The sequence below is a fragment of the Streptomyces sp. NPDC006687 genome (assembly GCF_040636215.1).
In the GTDB taxonomy this organism is placed as follows: domain Bacteria; phylum Actinomycetota; class Actinomycetes; order Streptomycetales; family Streptomycetaceae; genus Streptomyces.
On sequence record NZ_JBEYJJ010000008.1, the window covers coordinates 217,499 to 232,452 of the forward strand.

A 14,954-nucleotide genomic window follows, 5' to 3' on the forward strand; every position below is an offset into this window, starting at 1 on the left:
CCCACCCACACCCCGGCCTTCCTCAGTCGTCCGGCCTCTTGACAGACCCCCCGGCAGGCAGTTCCCGCCGATCGACGTACGATGGGGTAAGGCCGTGGCAGGTTTCCGCCCGGCTCAAGGCTCGCGTGCCGGACCGTACGCGCCGCCATCCACGATCCCGGGAGAAGCGCCGAAGTGCCCACGCGCCACGACATCCGTAACGTCGCCATCGTCGCCCACGTCGACCATGGCAAGACGACCATCGTCGATGCCATGCTCAAGCAGGCCGGTGCCTTCGCCGCCCACCAGCACCTCGACGACCGCATGATGGACTCGAACGACCTGGAGCGTGAGAAGGGCATCACGATCCTCGCCAAGAACACGGCGGTGAAGTACCACCCCAAGGACGGCGGGGCGCCCATCACGATCAACATCATCGACACCCCCGGCCACGCCGACTTCGGTGGCGAGGTCGAGCGCGGCCTGTCGATGGTCGACGCCGTCGTCCTGCTGGTGGACGCGTCCGAGGGTCCGCTGCCGCAGACCCGCTTCGTGCTCCGCAAGGCCCTCCAGGCCCGGATGCCCGTCATCCTCTGCATCAACAAGACCGACCGCCCCGACTCCCGGATCGACGAGGTCGTCAACGAGACGTACGACCTGTTCCTGGACCTCGACGCGGACGAGGACCAGATCGAGTTCCCGATCGTCTACGCCTGCGGCCGTGACGGCATCGCCTCGCTGACCAAGCCGGAGGACGGCACCGTCCCCGCCGACAGCGACAGCCTGGAGCCGTTCTTCTCCACCATCCTGGCGCACGTCCCGGCCCCGACGTACGAGGAGGACGCGCCGCTCCAGGCCCACGTCACCAACCTCGACGCCGACAACTTCCTCGGCCGTATCGCGCTGCTGCGCGTCGAGCAGGGCGAGCTGCGCAAGGGCCAGACGGTCGCGTGGATCAAGCGGGACGGCACCGTCTCCAACGTCCGCATCACCGAGCTGATGATGACCGAGGCGCTCACCCGCAAGCCCGCCGAGGTCGCCGGTCCCGGCGACATCTGCGCCGTCGCCGGTATCCCCGAGATCATGATCGGCGAGACCCTGGCCGACCCGGAGAACCCGATCGCGCTGCCGCTGATCACGGTGGACGAGCCGGCCATCTCGATGGTCATCGGCACCAACACCTCCCCGCTGGTCGGCCGCGGCGGCACCGGCAAGGGCGCGGACGCCAAGGCCGCGGTCAAGGACCGCAAGGTCACCGCCCGCCAGGTCAAGGACCGCCTGGACCGCGAGCTGATCGGTAACGTCTCGCTGCGCGTCCTCGACACCGAGCGCCCGGACGCCTGGGAGGTCCAGGGCCGCGGTGAGCTCGCGCTGGCGATCCTGGTCGAGCAGATGCGCCGCGAGGGCTTCGAGCTGACCATCGGCAAGCCGCAGGTCGTCACCAAGGAGGTCGACGGCAAGACGTACGAGCCCGTCGAGCGCATGACGATCGACGTGCCCGAGGAGCACATGGGCGCCGTCACCCAGCTCATGGGCGTCCGCAAGGGCCGCATGGACAACATGTCGAACCACGGCTCCGGCTGGGTCCGCATGGAATTCGTCGTGCCCTCGCGCGGTCTGATCGGCTTCCGTACCGAGTTCCTGACGAACACCCGCGGTACGGGTATCGCCCACTCCATCCACGAGGGCCACGAGCCGTGGTTCGGCAACCTGCAGACCCGCAACAACGGTTCGCTGGTCGCCGACCGCGCCGGCGCGGTCACCGCGTTCGCGATGACCAACCTCCAGGAGCGCGGCGTCCTGTTCACCGACCCCGGCACCGAGGTGTACGAGGGCATGATCGTCGGCGAGAACTCGCGCGCCGACGACATGGACGTGAACATCACCAAGGAGAAGAAGCTCACGAACATGCGGTCGTCCTCGGCCGACTCGTTCGAGGCGATCGTCCCGCCGCGCAAGCTCTCCCTGGAGCAGTCCCTGGAGTTCTGCCGCGACGACGAGTGCGTCGAGGTGACCCCGGAGGCCGTCCGCATCCGCAAGGTCGTCCTGGACCAGAAGGAGCGCTCGCGCACCGCTTCGCGCGCCAAGTCGGCGAAGTAGCACGCGAGTAGCGGGCGAGTAGGACGCCAGCGGTACGCGAGCCGGCTCCTGGCCGAAACCCATGCGTTCGACGACGGCCCCTCCTCCCACCGGACCGGTGGGAGGAGGGGCCGTCGTCGTTTGTCAAACGGATTGTGTCGCTCATGTGTCCGCATACCGACCGTGACGCTCCGGAAGATGAACTAACCGTCCGTTTCGCACGTGTCTGTCTCCTATCCGTTTGTCCGGATTTCGGGTTTTCGCCATACGGTGATGTTGTGAAAACGAGACCACTTAAGTGTGGTTTACGGTCTGGGTGTCCCTGAGGATGGCTCCATTGAGCTCGGGTCAATGGGTCACACGCTGTGGGGAGCGGCGACTCACGAGCACACACGACGGGACCGGATTTCGCTGTCAGGGGTGTCAGCGGACCGGGCCCTCATCATCGACAGTGACTCCTGAGGAGGCTATTACCCATGCGCGGAGCAACGAGCGCCAAGTGGGTCGTGGGTGCTGTGATCGTGGCGATGGCTGCCACGGCTTGCAGCAGCGGCGACAAGAACAGCGGCAGTGGCGGTGTCAAGGGCGGTACGTTCCGCCTCGGTATCACCGAGCCCACCGCGATCGACCCGGCCAACTCCCAGGAGTCCGAGGGCGCTCTCGTCACGCACAACCTCTTCACGGGCCTCTACAGCGCCACGGTCGACGGCAAGCTGAAGCCCGAACTCGCCGAGTCGGTGCAGACCAGTGACGACGGCAAGACCTGGACCTTCAAGATCAAGCAGGGCACCAAGTTCACCAACGGTGAGCCCGTGGACGCCGAGGCGTTCGTCCGCGGCTGGACCCGCGTGGTCGCCAAGGACTCCGCCTCCGACGTGGCCTACCCGTTCGCGGGCGTCGCCGGCTACAAGGAGCTCAACGGCGGTACCGCCACCACCTTCTCCGGTGTGACGGCTCCCGACGCGGGTACCCTCAAGGTCGAGCTCTCCGAGCCCGACTTCGAGTTCGACAAGAAGACCGTGCACCAGGCGTTCAGCCCGGTCCCGAAGGCCGCCGGCGCCGCCAACAACAAGGCGTACAACGACGCGCCGATCGGCAACGGCCCCTTCAAGATGGAGGGTTCGTGGCAGCACAACAAGTCCATCACCCTCGTCCGTAACGACGACTACGGCCTGGAGAAGGCGAAGCTCGGCAAGGTCGAGATGTCGATCCTGAACGCCGCCAACGGCTCCACGCTGGAGTACCAGGGCTTCCAGTCGGGCCAGTTCGACTGGGCCCGTATGCCCACGCCGCAGCTGCCGGTCGCCAAGACCAAGTACGCGCCGAAGAAGCAGTGGATCGAGGCCGACACCAGCGGCATCAACTACCTGGTCGCCTTCAACCAGGTCGCGCCGCTGAACAACCCCGACGCGCGCAAGGCGATCTCGTACGCGATCGACCGGGACGCCATCGCCAAGGGCGTCTTCCAGGGCATGCAGAAGCCCGCCACCTCCGTCCTGCCGCCGTCCTTCGCGGACACCTACCAGGACGGCGTCTGCTCCTCCTGCGTCAAGCAGGACAAGGAGAAGGCCAAGCAGTACGCGGAGAAGGGCGGCCTGAAGCCGGGCACCGTCCTGGACTTCGGCTACAACACCGGTGCGGGCCACGAGGAGTGGGTCCAGGCCGTCGCGCAGCAGCTGAAGGACGTCCTCGGCCTCGACGTCAAGCTGAACGGCAAGCCGTTCAAGGAGGCGCTGGCCCAGCAGAACGACAAGGGCACCGCCGGTCTGTGGCGTTCGGCCTGGGGCGCGGACTACCCGACCCCGGACAACTTCCTGTACCCGCTGCTCCACTCGGGTTCGATCAACGAGGACCCGGTGACGGGCAAGGCGTCCGGTGACAACCGCGGCCGCTACAACAACCCGAAGTTCGACGAGCTGATCGCCAAGGCCCGTGGCACCAAGGACCCGGCGGCCCGCGCCGCGGTCTACAAGGAGGCCGAGAAGCTCGCGGTCGACGACGAGCAGGGTCTCATCCCGCTGTGGAAGCGCACCCAGTTCCGCCTCGCGGCCACGGACAAGTTCGACAACATCCAGCTGGACTTCTTCGAGGACCCGAACCTCGCTGAGATCTCGGCCAAGTAAGAGCCTCCTCATCAACAGGTAGGCGAAGGTCGTGGGGGCCCGGAGTCACTACTTCGGCCCCCACGGCCTTCGCCCAGTCCCGGGCGCACCCCTCTGTGTCGTCGATCCGCGCCCGGATGCGGCCAATCTCCCGATCGGATGAAGCCGCCAACCCCCCACGCTCGGTATGTGAAGGAGGCATCGTGGGAAGATATGTGATCCGGCGGCTCGGACAGATGGTTGTCGTTCTCTTCGGTGCGACGGTTATTCTCTTCTGCTGTCTTTTCGTGCTCCCCGGCGACCCGGTGGGTTCGCTCGGTGGTGACAAGGCCCGTGACCCGGCCGTGGTCGAGGCGCTCCGCGAGCGCTACGGCCTCAATGACCCGCTGCCCGTGCAGTACGGGAACTTCGTCAAGAACCTCGCGCAGGGTGACCTCGGTGAGGACTACACCCAGCGCCGGCCGGTGACCGAGGTCCTCGCGCCGAAGCTCGCGAACACCGCGCAGCTCGCGCTGGCGGCCATCGTCCTGGACATCCTGATCGGCCTGCTCGCGGGTCTGATCGCCGCGCTGTTCAGATACTCCTTCTGGGACGTGTTGATCACGCTCCTGACCACCATGGCCGTCGGCTTCCCGTCCTTCGTGATCGGCATGGTGTTCCAGAAGGTCTTCGTGATCCAGCTCGACTGGGTCCCGCTGATCTCCGACGGCACGGTGAAGTCGCTGATCCTGCCCGCCTTCACGCTGGCGATCCTCGACGCCGCCCTCGTGGCGCGGCTCATGCGCGGCACCATGCTGGAGGTGCTGCGCGCCGACTACGTCAAGACGGCCGTCGCCAAGGGTCTGCCGCGGCGGACCGTGCTCGTCAAGCACGTCATGCGCAACTCGATCATCCCGGTCGTCACCTACCTGGGTATCTCCTTCGGTTCGCTGCTCGGTGGCGCCCTGATCACCGAGGCGATCTTCAACTGGGACGGCATCGGGCTCGCCCTGGTCCAGGCGGTCCAGCAGCAGAACAACCCGATCATCATCGGCGTGGTGAGCTTCGGCGTCGCCGTGTTCGTCCTGCTGAACCTCCTCGTCGACCTTCTGTACGCGGTCCTCGACCCGCGCATCCGTCTCGCCTGATCCAGGCAGCCCGTTCTAGGAGTTACCCATGACCGAGCTCACCAAGAGCACATCGGTGGGGGACGCGATCGCGCCGGCGAAGGGCGCGAACGCGGAGGCCGAACCGGCCATCGCCCGCGTGACCCAGTGGGGCGAGATCCGCCACCGCTTCCTCGCCAACAAGCTGGCCGTCGTCGGCCTCGGCCTCGTCCTGCTGCTGTTCCTGACCGCGATCTTCGCTCCGCTGATCGCGCCGCAGGACCCGCTGGCCCAGGACCTGACCAACACCCTTCAGGACCCGGGCAACGGCCACCTGCTGGGCACCGACTCCCTCGGCCGCGACCAGTTCTCCCGCATCATCTACGGCACCCGCATCGCCGTCGAGATCGGTCTCGCGTCGATCTTCCTGGCCTGCCTCATCGGCATCGTCATCGGCGCCCTGGCCGGCTACTTCGGCCGCGCCACCGACTCGGTGCTGATGCGCATCGCCGACGTCTTCTTCGCCTTCCCGCTGCTGATCGGTGCCATCGTCATCATCATCGTGATGGGGCGCGGCGTGATGCCGGTCATCATCTCGCTGGCGATCTTCTCCTGGCCGACGGTCTCCCGTCTGCTGCGCAGCTCGATCCTGTCGGTCCGCGAGGCCGACTACGTGCTGGCCGCCCGCGCCCTGGGCGCGGACACCCGCCGGATCATCCTGCGGCACATCATTCCCAACTCCATCGCCGCCGTGATGGCCTACGCCGCGTTCAGCGTCGGCGGTGCCATCGTGGCGGAAGCCTCGCTGTCCTTCCTGGGCGTGGGCGTCAGCCCCGAGGTCCCGGAGTGGGGCAACATGCTCGCCGCCGCCAAGGACTTCATGGGGGTCAAGGACTTCCTGTGGACCTACCCCAGCATCGCGATCGTGCTGACGGTCCTTGGCTTCGTATTCGTCGGTGACGGGCTCCGCGACGCCCTCGACCCGAAGCTGCGCTAGAAGGGCGGCACCACCGAAATGACTGCTTCAAGCATCACCGCAGACGCGTCCCCCCGGAAGGCCGGGGACGCCGAGGTGCCCGTACTCGAAGTGCGCGACCTGCACGTCGAGTTCGCGACCCGTGAAGGCGTCGTCAAGGCCGTCAACGGCGTGAACTACAGCGTCTCCTCCGGCGAGACCCTGGCCGTCCTCGGCGAGTCGGGCTCCGGCAAGTCCGTGACCGCGCAGGCGATCATGGGCATCCTCGACTCGCCCCCCGGGCGGGTGGCCAAGGGAGAGATCCTCTTCCGCGGCGAGGACATCCTCAAGCTTCCGGAGAGCGAGCGGCGCAAGCTGCGCGGTCCGAAGATGGCGATGATCTTCCAGGACGCGCTGTCCGCGCTGAACCCGGTGTACTCCGTCGGCAACCAGCTGGGCGAGATGTTCCGCGTCCACCAGGGCATGTCGAAGAAGGACGCCAAGGCCAAGGCGATCGAGCTCATGGACCGGGTGAAGATCCCCGCGGCCAGGAGCCGGGTCAACGACTACCCGCACCAGTTCTCGGGCGGTATGCGCCAGCGCATCATGATCGCGATGGCGCTCGCCCTGGAGCCGGACCTGATCATCGCGGACGAGCCCACCACGGCGCTCGACGTGACGGTCCAGGCCCAGGTCATGGACCTGCTGGCCGACCTGCAGCGCGAGTACAACATGGGCCTGATCCTGATCACCCACGACCTCGGCGTCGTCGCCGACGTCGCGGACAAGATCGCCGTGATGTACGCGGGCCGCATCGTCGAGCAGGCTCCGGTCCACGAGCTGTACCAGCGCCCCGCGCACCCGTACACCCGTGGTCTGCTGGACTCGATCCCGCGCCTGGACCAGAAGGGCCAGGAGCTCTACGCGATCAAGGGTCTGCCGCCCAACCTGCTGAAGGCCCCCTCGGGCTGCGCCTTCAACCCGCGCTGCCCCAAGGCGCAGGACATCTGCCGTACCGAGGTCCCGGCCCTGCTGCCGGTGACCGAACAGGACGGCTCCGAGCTGGTCGGCCGCGGCAGCGCCTGCCACTTCTGGGAGGAGCAGCTCCATGGCTGAGTTGGACAAGAAGGATGACGCCGTGGACGCCACCCCCGGTATCAGCGAGGTCGAGGTCGTCGAGGCGGCGACCGAGACGGCGGCCGTGGCCGCCATCGAGGCTCCCGTCGAGCGCGGCGAGCCGATCCTGCAGGTGCGCAACCTGGTCAAGCACTTCCCGCTGACCCAGGGCATCCTGTTCAAGAAGCAGATCGGCGCCGTCCGCGCGGTCGACGGGATCTCCTTCGACCTGCACCAGGGCGAGACCCTCGGCATCGTCGGCGAGTCCGGCTGCGGCAAGTCGACCGTCGCCAAGCTGCTGATGCTGCTGGAGACGGCGACGTCCGGCGAGGTCTTCTACAAGGGCCAGGACATCACCAAGCTGTCGGGCCGGGCCCTCAAGGCCGTGCGCCGCAACATCCAGATGGTGTTCCAGGACCCGTACACCTCGCTGAACCCGCGCATGACGGTCGGCGACATCATCGGCGAGCCCTTCGAGATCCACCCCGAGGTGGCCCCGAAGGGCGACCGGCGGCGCAAGGTCCAGGAGCTCCTGGACGTCGTCGGCCTGAACCCGGAGTACATCAACCGTTACCCGCACCAGTTCTCCGGCGGCCAGCGCCAGCGCATCGGCATCGCCCGCGGCCTCGCGCTCCAGCCCGAGATCATCATCTGCGACGAGCCGGTCTCCGCGCTCGACGTGTCGGTGCAGGCGCAGGTCATCAACCTGATGGCGAAGCTGCAGGACGAGTACAACCTGTCCTACATCTTCATCGCGCACGACCTCTCGATCGTCCGGCACATCTCGGACCGCGTGGGCGTCATGTACCTGGGCAAGATGGCCGAGATCGGCACCGACGCCCAGATCTACGACCACCCCACCCACCCGTACACCCAGGCGCTGCTCTCCGCGGTGCCGGTGCCGGACCCGTCGGCCCGCGAGGGCCGTGAGCGGATCATCCTGACCGGTGACGTCCCGTCCCCGGCCAACCCGCCGTCGGGCTGCCGCTTCCGCACCCGCTGCTGGAAGGCGCAGGACATCTGCTCCACCGAGGTCCCGCTGCTGGCGGTCCCGGAGCGCTTCAAGGGCCAGGACACCGAGGCGGCGCACGAGTCCGCGTGCCACTTCGCCGAGGAGAAGACGATCCTGCCCGTCTGATCCCCTGCGCGCACCCCTGACCGGGCACGGCCGTTCGCGGCCGTGCCCGGTCGGCGTTGGAGGTGCTCAGGTATGTTCTAGGGGGTCCAACGCTGTGGGGAGCGTCGGCTCACGAGCACATCGACAGTGACTCCTGAGGAGGCAATTTCCCATGCGTGGAGCAACCCGCGCCCGATGGGCCGCCTGCGCCGTCGTGCTGGCGACGGCCGCCACCGGCTGCGGCGCCGCTGACGACCCGGCCGCCGCCGGCCGGATGGGCGGCCAGATCAGCGTGCGGCTGAGCGAGCCGCAGCACGGCCTGGTGGGCCAGACCACCGCCGAGTCCGAGGGCGCCGAGGTGCTCCACGCGCTCTTCACGGGCCTGGTCGCGTACGACGACAAGACCAGCGAGCCCAAGCTCGCGGTCGCCGAGTCCATCGAGACGACGGACTCCCGGACCTGGACGATCAAGCTCAAGGACGGCTACACCTTCCACAACGGCGAGAAGGTCGACGCCCAGTCCTTCGTCCGCGCCTGGAACTGGGGTGCCAACCAGGAGAACAACGCCGAGGCGATGGGCTTCTTCTCCAAGATCGAGGGCTCCGACGAGCTCGCCCCGGGCAAGGGGAAGACCCCCACCGCCAAGGAGCTCAAGGGTCTGAAGGTCGTCGACAGCAAGACCTTCGTCGTCACGCTGAAGGCGCCGTTCTCCCAGTTCAAGACCATGCTGGGCTATAACGCCTTCTACCCGCTGCCCAAGGCGTTCGAGGCGGACCCGCAGAAGTTCGGCGAGGCGCCGATCGGCAACGGCCCGTTCCAGATGGACGGCCGCTGGGAGCACAACAAGCAGATCAAGGTCAAGAAGTACGCCAAGTACCCCAGCGACGGACGGGCCAAGCTCGACGGGGTCACCTTCAGGATCTACGACAACCTCGACGCCGCCTACAGCGACCTCCAGGCGGGCAAGCTCCAGATCGTCGACAAGCTGCCGGTGACCGCGCTGCCCACCGTCTCCGAGGAGTTCGGCGAGCGCTACATCTACAAGCCGGAAGCCTCCATCGGCTACATCGGCCTGCCGCTGGAGGCCGACTCCGAGGCGTTCGACAAGGTGGACGTCCGCAAGGCGATCTCGATGGCGATCGACCGGGACGCCATCGCCAAGACCATCTTCAACGGCACCCGCAAGCCGGCCGACGACTTCATCAGCCCCATCGTGCCCGGCTACCGCAAGGGCGCCCTGGGCGAGGCGGGCCTGTTCAACCCCGTCAAGGCCAGGGAGCTGTTCCAGCGCGCCGGCGGCATCCCCGGCAACAGGATGGAACTCGGCTACGACGCCGACAGCGACAACAAGGAGTGGATCGAGGCGGTCGCCGCCCAGCTGAAGACCAACCTGGGCATCGAGGTCACCCCCAAGCCCTTCCCCAAGATAGGCGACCTGCTGAACGAGGTGAAGTCGCAGAAGTTCCAGGGCGCCTTCCGCACGGGCTGGGCCATGGACTACCCGGCGGCCGAGGACTACCTGCGTCCGGTCTTCTCCAAGGAGGCCCTCGCCAACGGCTCCAACTTCGGGCACTACCGGAGCGAGGAGTTCGAGGCGGCCCTCGCCGCCGCCGACCGGTCCACCGACCCGGCCGACAGCCTCAAGCTCTACCAGAAGTCCGACGACATCGTCATCCGGGACCTCCCGTACATCCCGGTGTTCACGTACATGTCCGCCGCCGCCTACTCCAAGGACGTCACGCACGTCGAGGTCGACGCCCAGGGCCGGATGGACCTCGCGAACGTCCAGCGCACCTGAGTCCCGCCCCGCCCCCACCCGGCCGGGGGCGGGAAAGCCGCTTGCGGCCGCCCTCCGCGGCGGCCGACAGTGGGCGGATGGCCCGCGACACGCTGACCGTCCGCCCCGCCGGTCCCGGGGACGCCCCGGACCTCTGCGCCCTGCTCAACGCCGTCGACCGCGCCGAGATCGGCCGGCCCGAGACCGACCTCGGCAGCGTCGAGGCCGAGCTCAACCACCCCGGCGTGGACCTGGCCACCGACTCCTGGCTCGCCCTCCAGGGCGGCCGCCCCGTCGGCTACGCCCTCGTCTGTGCCGACTCCGCACCCGGCAGGATCGACGGCGACCACTGCGTCCTGCCCGGCCGCGGCCGCGCCGCCCTGCGACTGCTCCAGCTGATGGAGGCCCGCGCCCGCGCCCTGGCCGGCGGCGCACCCGGCGCCCGGCTGCGCATCCAGCTCAACACCCGGCCCACCCTCGACCTCTCCCTCCTCACCGCACGCGGCTACCGCAGCGTGCGCCGCCACCAGGTGCTGACCCGCGCCCTCAGCCCCGCCGCCGACCTGCCCCCCGAGCCGCCCGCCGGGGTGACCCTGCGCGACTGCGCCGCCGACCCGGCCGACCGCCGCCGCGCCCACGCCCTCGTCGAGGACACCTTCGCCGCCCACTTCGGCCACACCGCGCGCCCGTACGAGGCATGGCTGGACCACCTCGGCGGCCGCGGCCTCGACTGGTCGCTGGTGTGGATCGCGAGCCTGCCGGGACAGGACGACGCGGCCGTCCTCCTCACCCGTGACGACCGCACCAGCATGGGGTGGATCAGCCGCCTCGGCGTACGGGAGGAGCTGCGCGGCCGGGGCCTCGGCCGGTTCCTGCTGCGCCACGCCTTCGCCGTCTACGCCGCCCGCGGCCGGGGCACCGTCGGCCTGGGCGTGGACACCCTCAACGCCACCGGTGCCCTGGCCCTCTACGAGGCGCACGGGATGGCCCCGCACTACGCCGTCGACACCTGGGACCTGGCTTTGCACCCCCAGGGGTGACACGCGGGGGACGCGAGGGTGCAAAACGGCCGACCGGAAAGGAAAGCAGCCCTCCATGGGGTGACATTGCCCCTAAGTGAGTCTTGGGACCCCTAGGAGGCAGTCCATGCGCGGAGCCACCCACGCCCAGTGGGCCGCATGTGCGGTGGCCGTCGCCCTCGCGGCGACGGCCTGCGGCGGCGGGAGCGACAGCGGCGGGGGCGGTGGTGCGGCGGGGATCGTCAGCTCCTCCTGGGGCGACCCGCAGAACCCCCTGGAGCCGGCCAACACCAACGAGGTGCAGGGCGGCAAGGTCCTCGACATGCTCTTCCGGGGCCTCAAGCGCTACGACGCCAAGACCGGCGAGGCCCGCAACATGGTCGCCGACAAGATCGAGACCACCGACAGCCAGCACTTCACCATCACCCTGAAGGACGGCTGGAAGTTCAGCAACGGCGAACCGGTCACCGCCCAGTCCTTCGTCGACGCCTGGAACTACGCGGCCGACGTGCGCAACAAGCAGAACAACGCGACCTTCTTCTCCTCCATCGTGGGCTACGCCGACGTGCACCCCGCCTCCGGGGAACCCAAGGCGAAGACCATGTCCGGGCTGGTGGTCAAGGACCCCAAGACCTTCACCGTCGCCCTGAAGACGAAGTTCTCCACCTGGCCCGAGACCCTCGGCTACCAGGCGTTCTCCCCCCTGCCCAAGGCGTTCTTCACCGACCACACCGCCTGGCTGGACAAGCCCGTCGGCAACGGCCCGTACACGGTAGACTCCTACACCAAGGGCACCGGCATGAAGCTGCGCAAGTGGGACGGCTACCCCGGGGAGGATAAGGCGCAGAACGGCGGCGTGGACCTCAAGGTCTACACCGACAACAACACCGCCTACACCGACCTGATCTCCGGCAACCTCGACCTCGTCGACGACGTCCCGGCGCAGCAGCTGAAGAACGTCAAGAACGACCTCGGCGACCGCTACATCAACCAGCCGGCCCTCATCATCCAGACCCTCACCTTCCCCCAGTACGACCCCCAGTGGGGCAAGGAGGGCATGGAGAAGGTCCGCCGCGGCATCTCCATGGCCATCAACCGCGAAGAGATCACCGAGCAGATCTTCCGGGAGACCCGCACCCCGGCCAAGGACTGGACCTCGCCCGCCCTCGGCGAGAAGGGCGGCTTCAGCTCCACGCTCTGCGGCGAAGCCTGCACGTTCAACCCCAAGGCGGCCAAGGCCCTCATCCAGGAGGCCGGCGGTCTGCCCGGCGGCAAGATGACCCTCACCTCGAACGTGGACACCGGCTCCCACCGCGACTGGATGGAAGCCGTCTGCAACAGCGTCAACAACGCCCTCGGCGAAGGCCCCGTCTGCACCGTCAACCCCATCGGCACCTTCGCCGACTTCCGCAACCAGCAGAGCGCCTTCAAGCTCACCGGCCCCTTCCGCTCCGGCTGGCAGGCCGACTACCCGCTCATCCAGAACTTCCTCCAGCCGCTCTACTACACGGGCGCCTCCTCCAACTACGGCAAGTTCAGCAACCCGGACTTCGACCGGCTCGTCGACGAGGCCAACCAGGAGAGCGACACCGCCAAGGCCGTGGGGAAGTTCCAGGACGCCGAGAAGATCCTCGCCGAGCAGATGCCGTCCATCCCCCTGTGGTACCAGAACGGCAGCGCCGGGCACTCCGAGCGGATCTCCGACGTCGCCCTGAACCAGTTCAGCGTCCCCGTCTACAACGAGATCAAGGTCAGCTGAGCCCCGCCGCAGCGCCCGACACCCCGGAGCCCGAATGGGACGTTATGTGATCCGGCGGCTGCTCCAGATGATCCCCGTGTTCATCGGCAGCACCTTCCTGATCTTCTTCATGGTCTACGCGCTCGGCGACCCGGTGGCGGCCCTCTTCGGGGACAAGGCCCCCGACCCCGCCACCGTCGCCCGCATCCGCAAGGACCTCTACCTCGACCGCCCCCTGTGGGAGCAGTACGTCCACTACATGGGGCAGATCTTCCAGGGAGACTTCGGCACCGCCTTCAACGGCCAGGAGGTCACCGAGCTGATGGGCAGCGCCTTCGCCGTCACCCTCCGGCTGACCTGCGTCGCGATCCTCATCGAGGTCCTCGTCGGCATCACCCTCGGCGTGGTCGGCGGACTGCGCCGGGGCAAGGCCGTCGACACCAGCCTGCTGGTGGCCACCCTCGTGGTGATCTCCGTGCCCACCTTCGTCACCGGATACGTGCTCCAGTTCCTCTTCGGCGTCCAATGGGGCTGGGTCCGCCCCACCGTCTCCCCGGACGCCCCCTTCGACGAGCTGCTCCTGCCGGGCCTGGTCCTCGCGCTGGTCTCCCTCGCCTACGTCACCCGGCTCTCGCGGACCTCCATCGCCGAGAACGTCAAGGCCGACTACGTGCGCACCGCCGTGGCCAAGGGCCTGCCGCGCCGCCGGGTCATCACCCGCCACCTGCTGCGCAACTCCCTCATCCCGGTGGTCACCTTCATCGGGACCGACATCGGCGCCCTGATGGGCGGCGCCATCATCACCGAGCGGATCTTCAACATCCACGGCGTGGGCTACCAGCTCTACCAGGGCATCCTGCGCGGCAACTCGCCCACCGTCGTGGGCTTCGTGACCATCCTCGTCATCGTCTTCCTCCTGGCGAACCTGCTCGTCGACCTGCTCTACGCGGTCCTGGACCCGAGGATCCGCTATGCCTGAACACGAGCCACAGCCCTACGACCCGCTGAAGCCGGCCGAAGGCGAGGCGATCGCCCCGACCGGGCAGGGAGGTGCCATGGACCTCGCGCTGGAGGAGGCCGAAAGCCTGGAGCAGCCCCCGGGCGGCCCCGGCGCCGCCGGACCCCGGGAGCGGGCCCGCTCGCTGGGGTCCGACGCCTGGCACCAGCTGCGCCGCAACCCCGTCTTCGTGCTCTCCGCCCTGCTCATCGTCTTCCTCGTCATCATCGCGATCTGGCCCCAGCTCATCGCGAGCGGCGACCCGCTCCACTGCGAGCTGTCCAAGTCCCAGCAGGGCAGCGCCCCCGGACACCCCTTCGGCTACGACACCCAGGGCTGCGACGTCTACACCCGCACCGTGTACGGGGCCCGCGCCTCCATCACCGTCGGCATCTGCGCCACCCTGGGCGCCGCCCTGCTCGGCTCCGCGCTCGGCGGGTTCGCCGGGTTCTTCGGCGGCTGGAGCGACGCCCTGCTCTCCCGGGTCGCGGACATCTTCTTCGGGATCCCGGTCGTCCTCGGCGGGCTCGTCTTCCTGTCCGTCATCACCAGTACCACCGTCTGGCCGGTGGTCGGCTTCATCGTGCTGCTCGGCTGGCCGCAGCTGGCCCGTATCGCCCGCGGCTCGGTGATCACCGCCAAACAGAACGACTACGTCCAGGCCGCCCGGGCCCTCGGCGCCGGCAACACCCGGATGCTGCTGCGCCACGTCGCGCCCAACGCCGTCGCACCCGTCATCGTCGTCGCCACCATCGCGCTGGGCACCTACATCGCCCTGGAGGCCACCTTGTCCTTCCTCGGCGTGGGCCTGCGTCCGCCCACCGTCTCCTGGGGCATCGACATCTCCAACGCCGCCCCCCAGATCCGCAACGCCCCGCACATGCTGCTGTGGCCCGCGGGGGCCCTGAGCCTGACCGTGCTCGCCTTCATCATGCTCGGCGACGCGGTCCGCGACGCCCTCGACCCCAAGCTGCGCTGAGGAGTGAGCCG

At 68.3% G+C, this 14,954-nt stretch carries 11 protein-coding genes; all 11 read left to right on the plus strand.

Annotated elements, in window-relative coordinates; translation table 11 throughout:
* The first annotated feature begins 174 nt into the window (after positions 1-174).
* The 11 genes from typA (at position 175) to ABZ716_RS13250 (ending at position 14,943) form a co-directional block, all read left to right on the plus strand.
* The gene (gene typA / locus ABZ716_RS13200) at positions 175-2,079 is read left to right on the plus strand and encodes a translational GTPase TypA (RefSeq protein ID WP_351882973.1); all 1,905 of its coding nucleotides are present in this window, start codon (positions 175-177) and stop codon (positions 2,077-2,079) included.
* Between the two features lie 455 nt (positions 2,080-2,534).
* Positions 2,535-4,181 (plus strand): peptide ABC transporter substrate-binding protein, encoded by a 1,647-nt coding sequence (locus tag ABZ716_RS13205; protein WP_351882971.1) that lies wholly within the window; start codon positions 2,535-2,537, stop codon positions 4,179-4,181.
* A 182-nt stretch (positions 4,182-4,363) separates the two neighbouring features.
* Complete coding sequence (locus tag ABZ716_RS13210; RefSeq protein ID WP_351882969.1) at positions 4,364-5,287, plus strand: ABC transporter permease; 924 nt, start codon at positions 4,364-4,366, stop codon at positions 5,285-5,287.
* Between the two features lie 28 nt (positions 5,288-5,315).
* Positions 5,316-6,242 (plus strand): ABC transporter permease, encoded by a 927-nt coding sequence (locus tag ABZ716_RS13215; protein WP_351882967.1) that lies wholly within the window; start codon positions 5,316-5,318, stop codon positions 6,240-6,242.
* Positions 6,243-6,260: 18 nt separating this feature from the next.
* The gene (locus ABZ716_RS13220) at positions 6,261-7,316 is read left to right on the plus strand and encodes an ABC transporter ATP-binding protein (RefSeq protein WP_358958652.1); all 1,056 of its coding nucleotides are present in this window, start codon (positions 6,261-6,263) and stop codon (positions 7,314-7,316) included.
* The gene (locus ABZ716_RS13225) at positions 7,309-8,454 is read left to right on the plus strand and encodes a dipeptide ABC transporter ATP-binding protein (protein ID WP_351882963.1); all 1,146 of its coding nucleotides are present in this window, start codon (positions 7,309-7,311) and stop codon (positions 8,452-8,454) included. Before ABZ716_RS13220 ends, ABZ716_RS13225 begins: the two co-directional genes overlap by 8 nt.
* A 151-nt stretch (positions 8,455-8,605) precedes the next feature.
* On the plus strand, positions 8,606-10,231 hold the full coding sequence (locus ABZ716_RS13230; protein ID WP_358958655.1) for an ABC transporter substrate-binding protein: 1,626 nt from the start codon (positions 8,606-8,608) through the stop codon (positions 10,229-10,231).
* Positions 10,232-10,308: 77 nt separating this feature from the next.
* Positions 10,309-11,250 (plus strand): GNAT family N-acetyltransferase, encoded by a 942-nt coding sequence (locus tag ABZ716_RS13235; RefSeq protein ID WP_358958658.1) that lies wholly within the window; start codon positions 10,309-10,311, stop codon positions 11,248-11,250.
* A 106-nt stretch (positions 11,251-11,356) separates the two neighbouring features.
* On the plus strand, positions 11,357-12,988 hold the full coding sequence (locus ABZ716_RS13240; RefSeq protein WP_358958660.1) for an ABC transporter substrate-binding protein: 1,632 nt from the start codon (positions 11,357-11,359) through the stop codon (positions 12,986-12,988).
* A 34-nt stretch (positions 12,989-13,022) separates the two neighbouring features.
* The gene (locus ABZ716_RS13245; protein WP_358958662.1) at positions 13,023-13,946 is read left to right on the plus strand and encodes an ABC transporter permease; all 924 of its coding nucleotides are present in this window, start codon (positions 13,023-13,025) and stop codon (positions 13,944-13,946) included.
* Positions 13,939-14,943, plus strand: coding sequence for an ABC transporter permease (locus ABZ716_RS13250; RefSeq protein WP_358958664.1), 1,005 nt, complete (start codon positions 13,939-13,941; stop codon positions 14,941-14,943). Before ABZ716_RS13245 ends, ABZ716_RS13250 begins: the two co-directional genes overlap by 8 nt.
* Positions 14,944-14,954 lie beyond the last annotated feature (11 nt).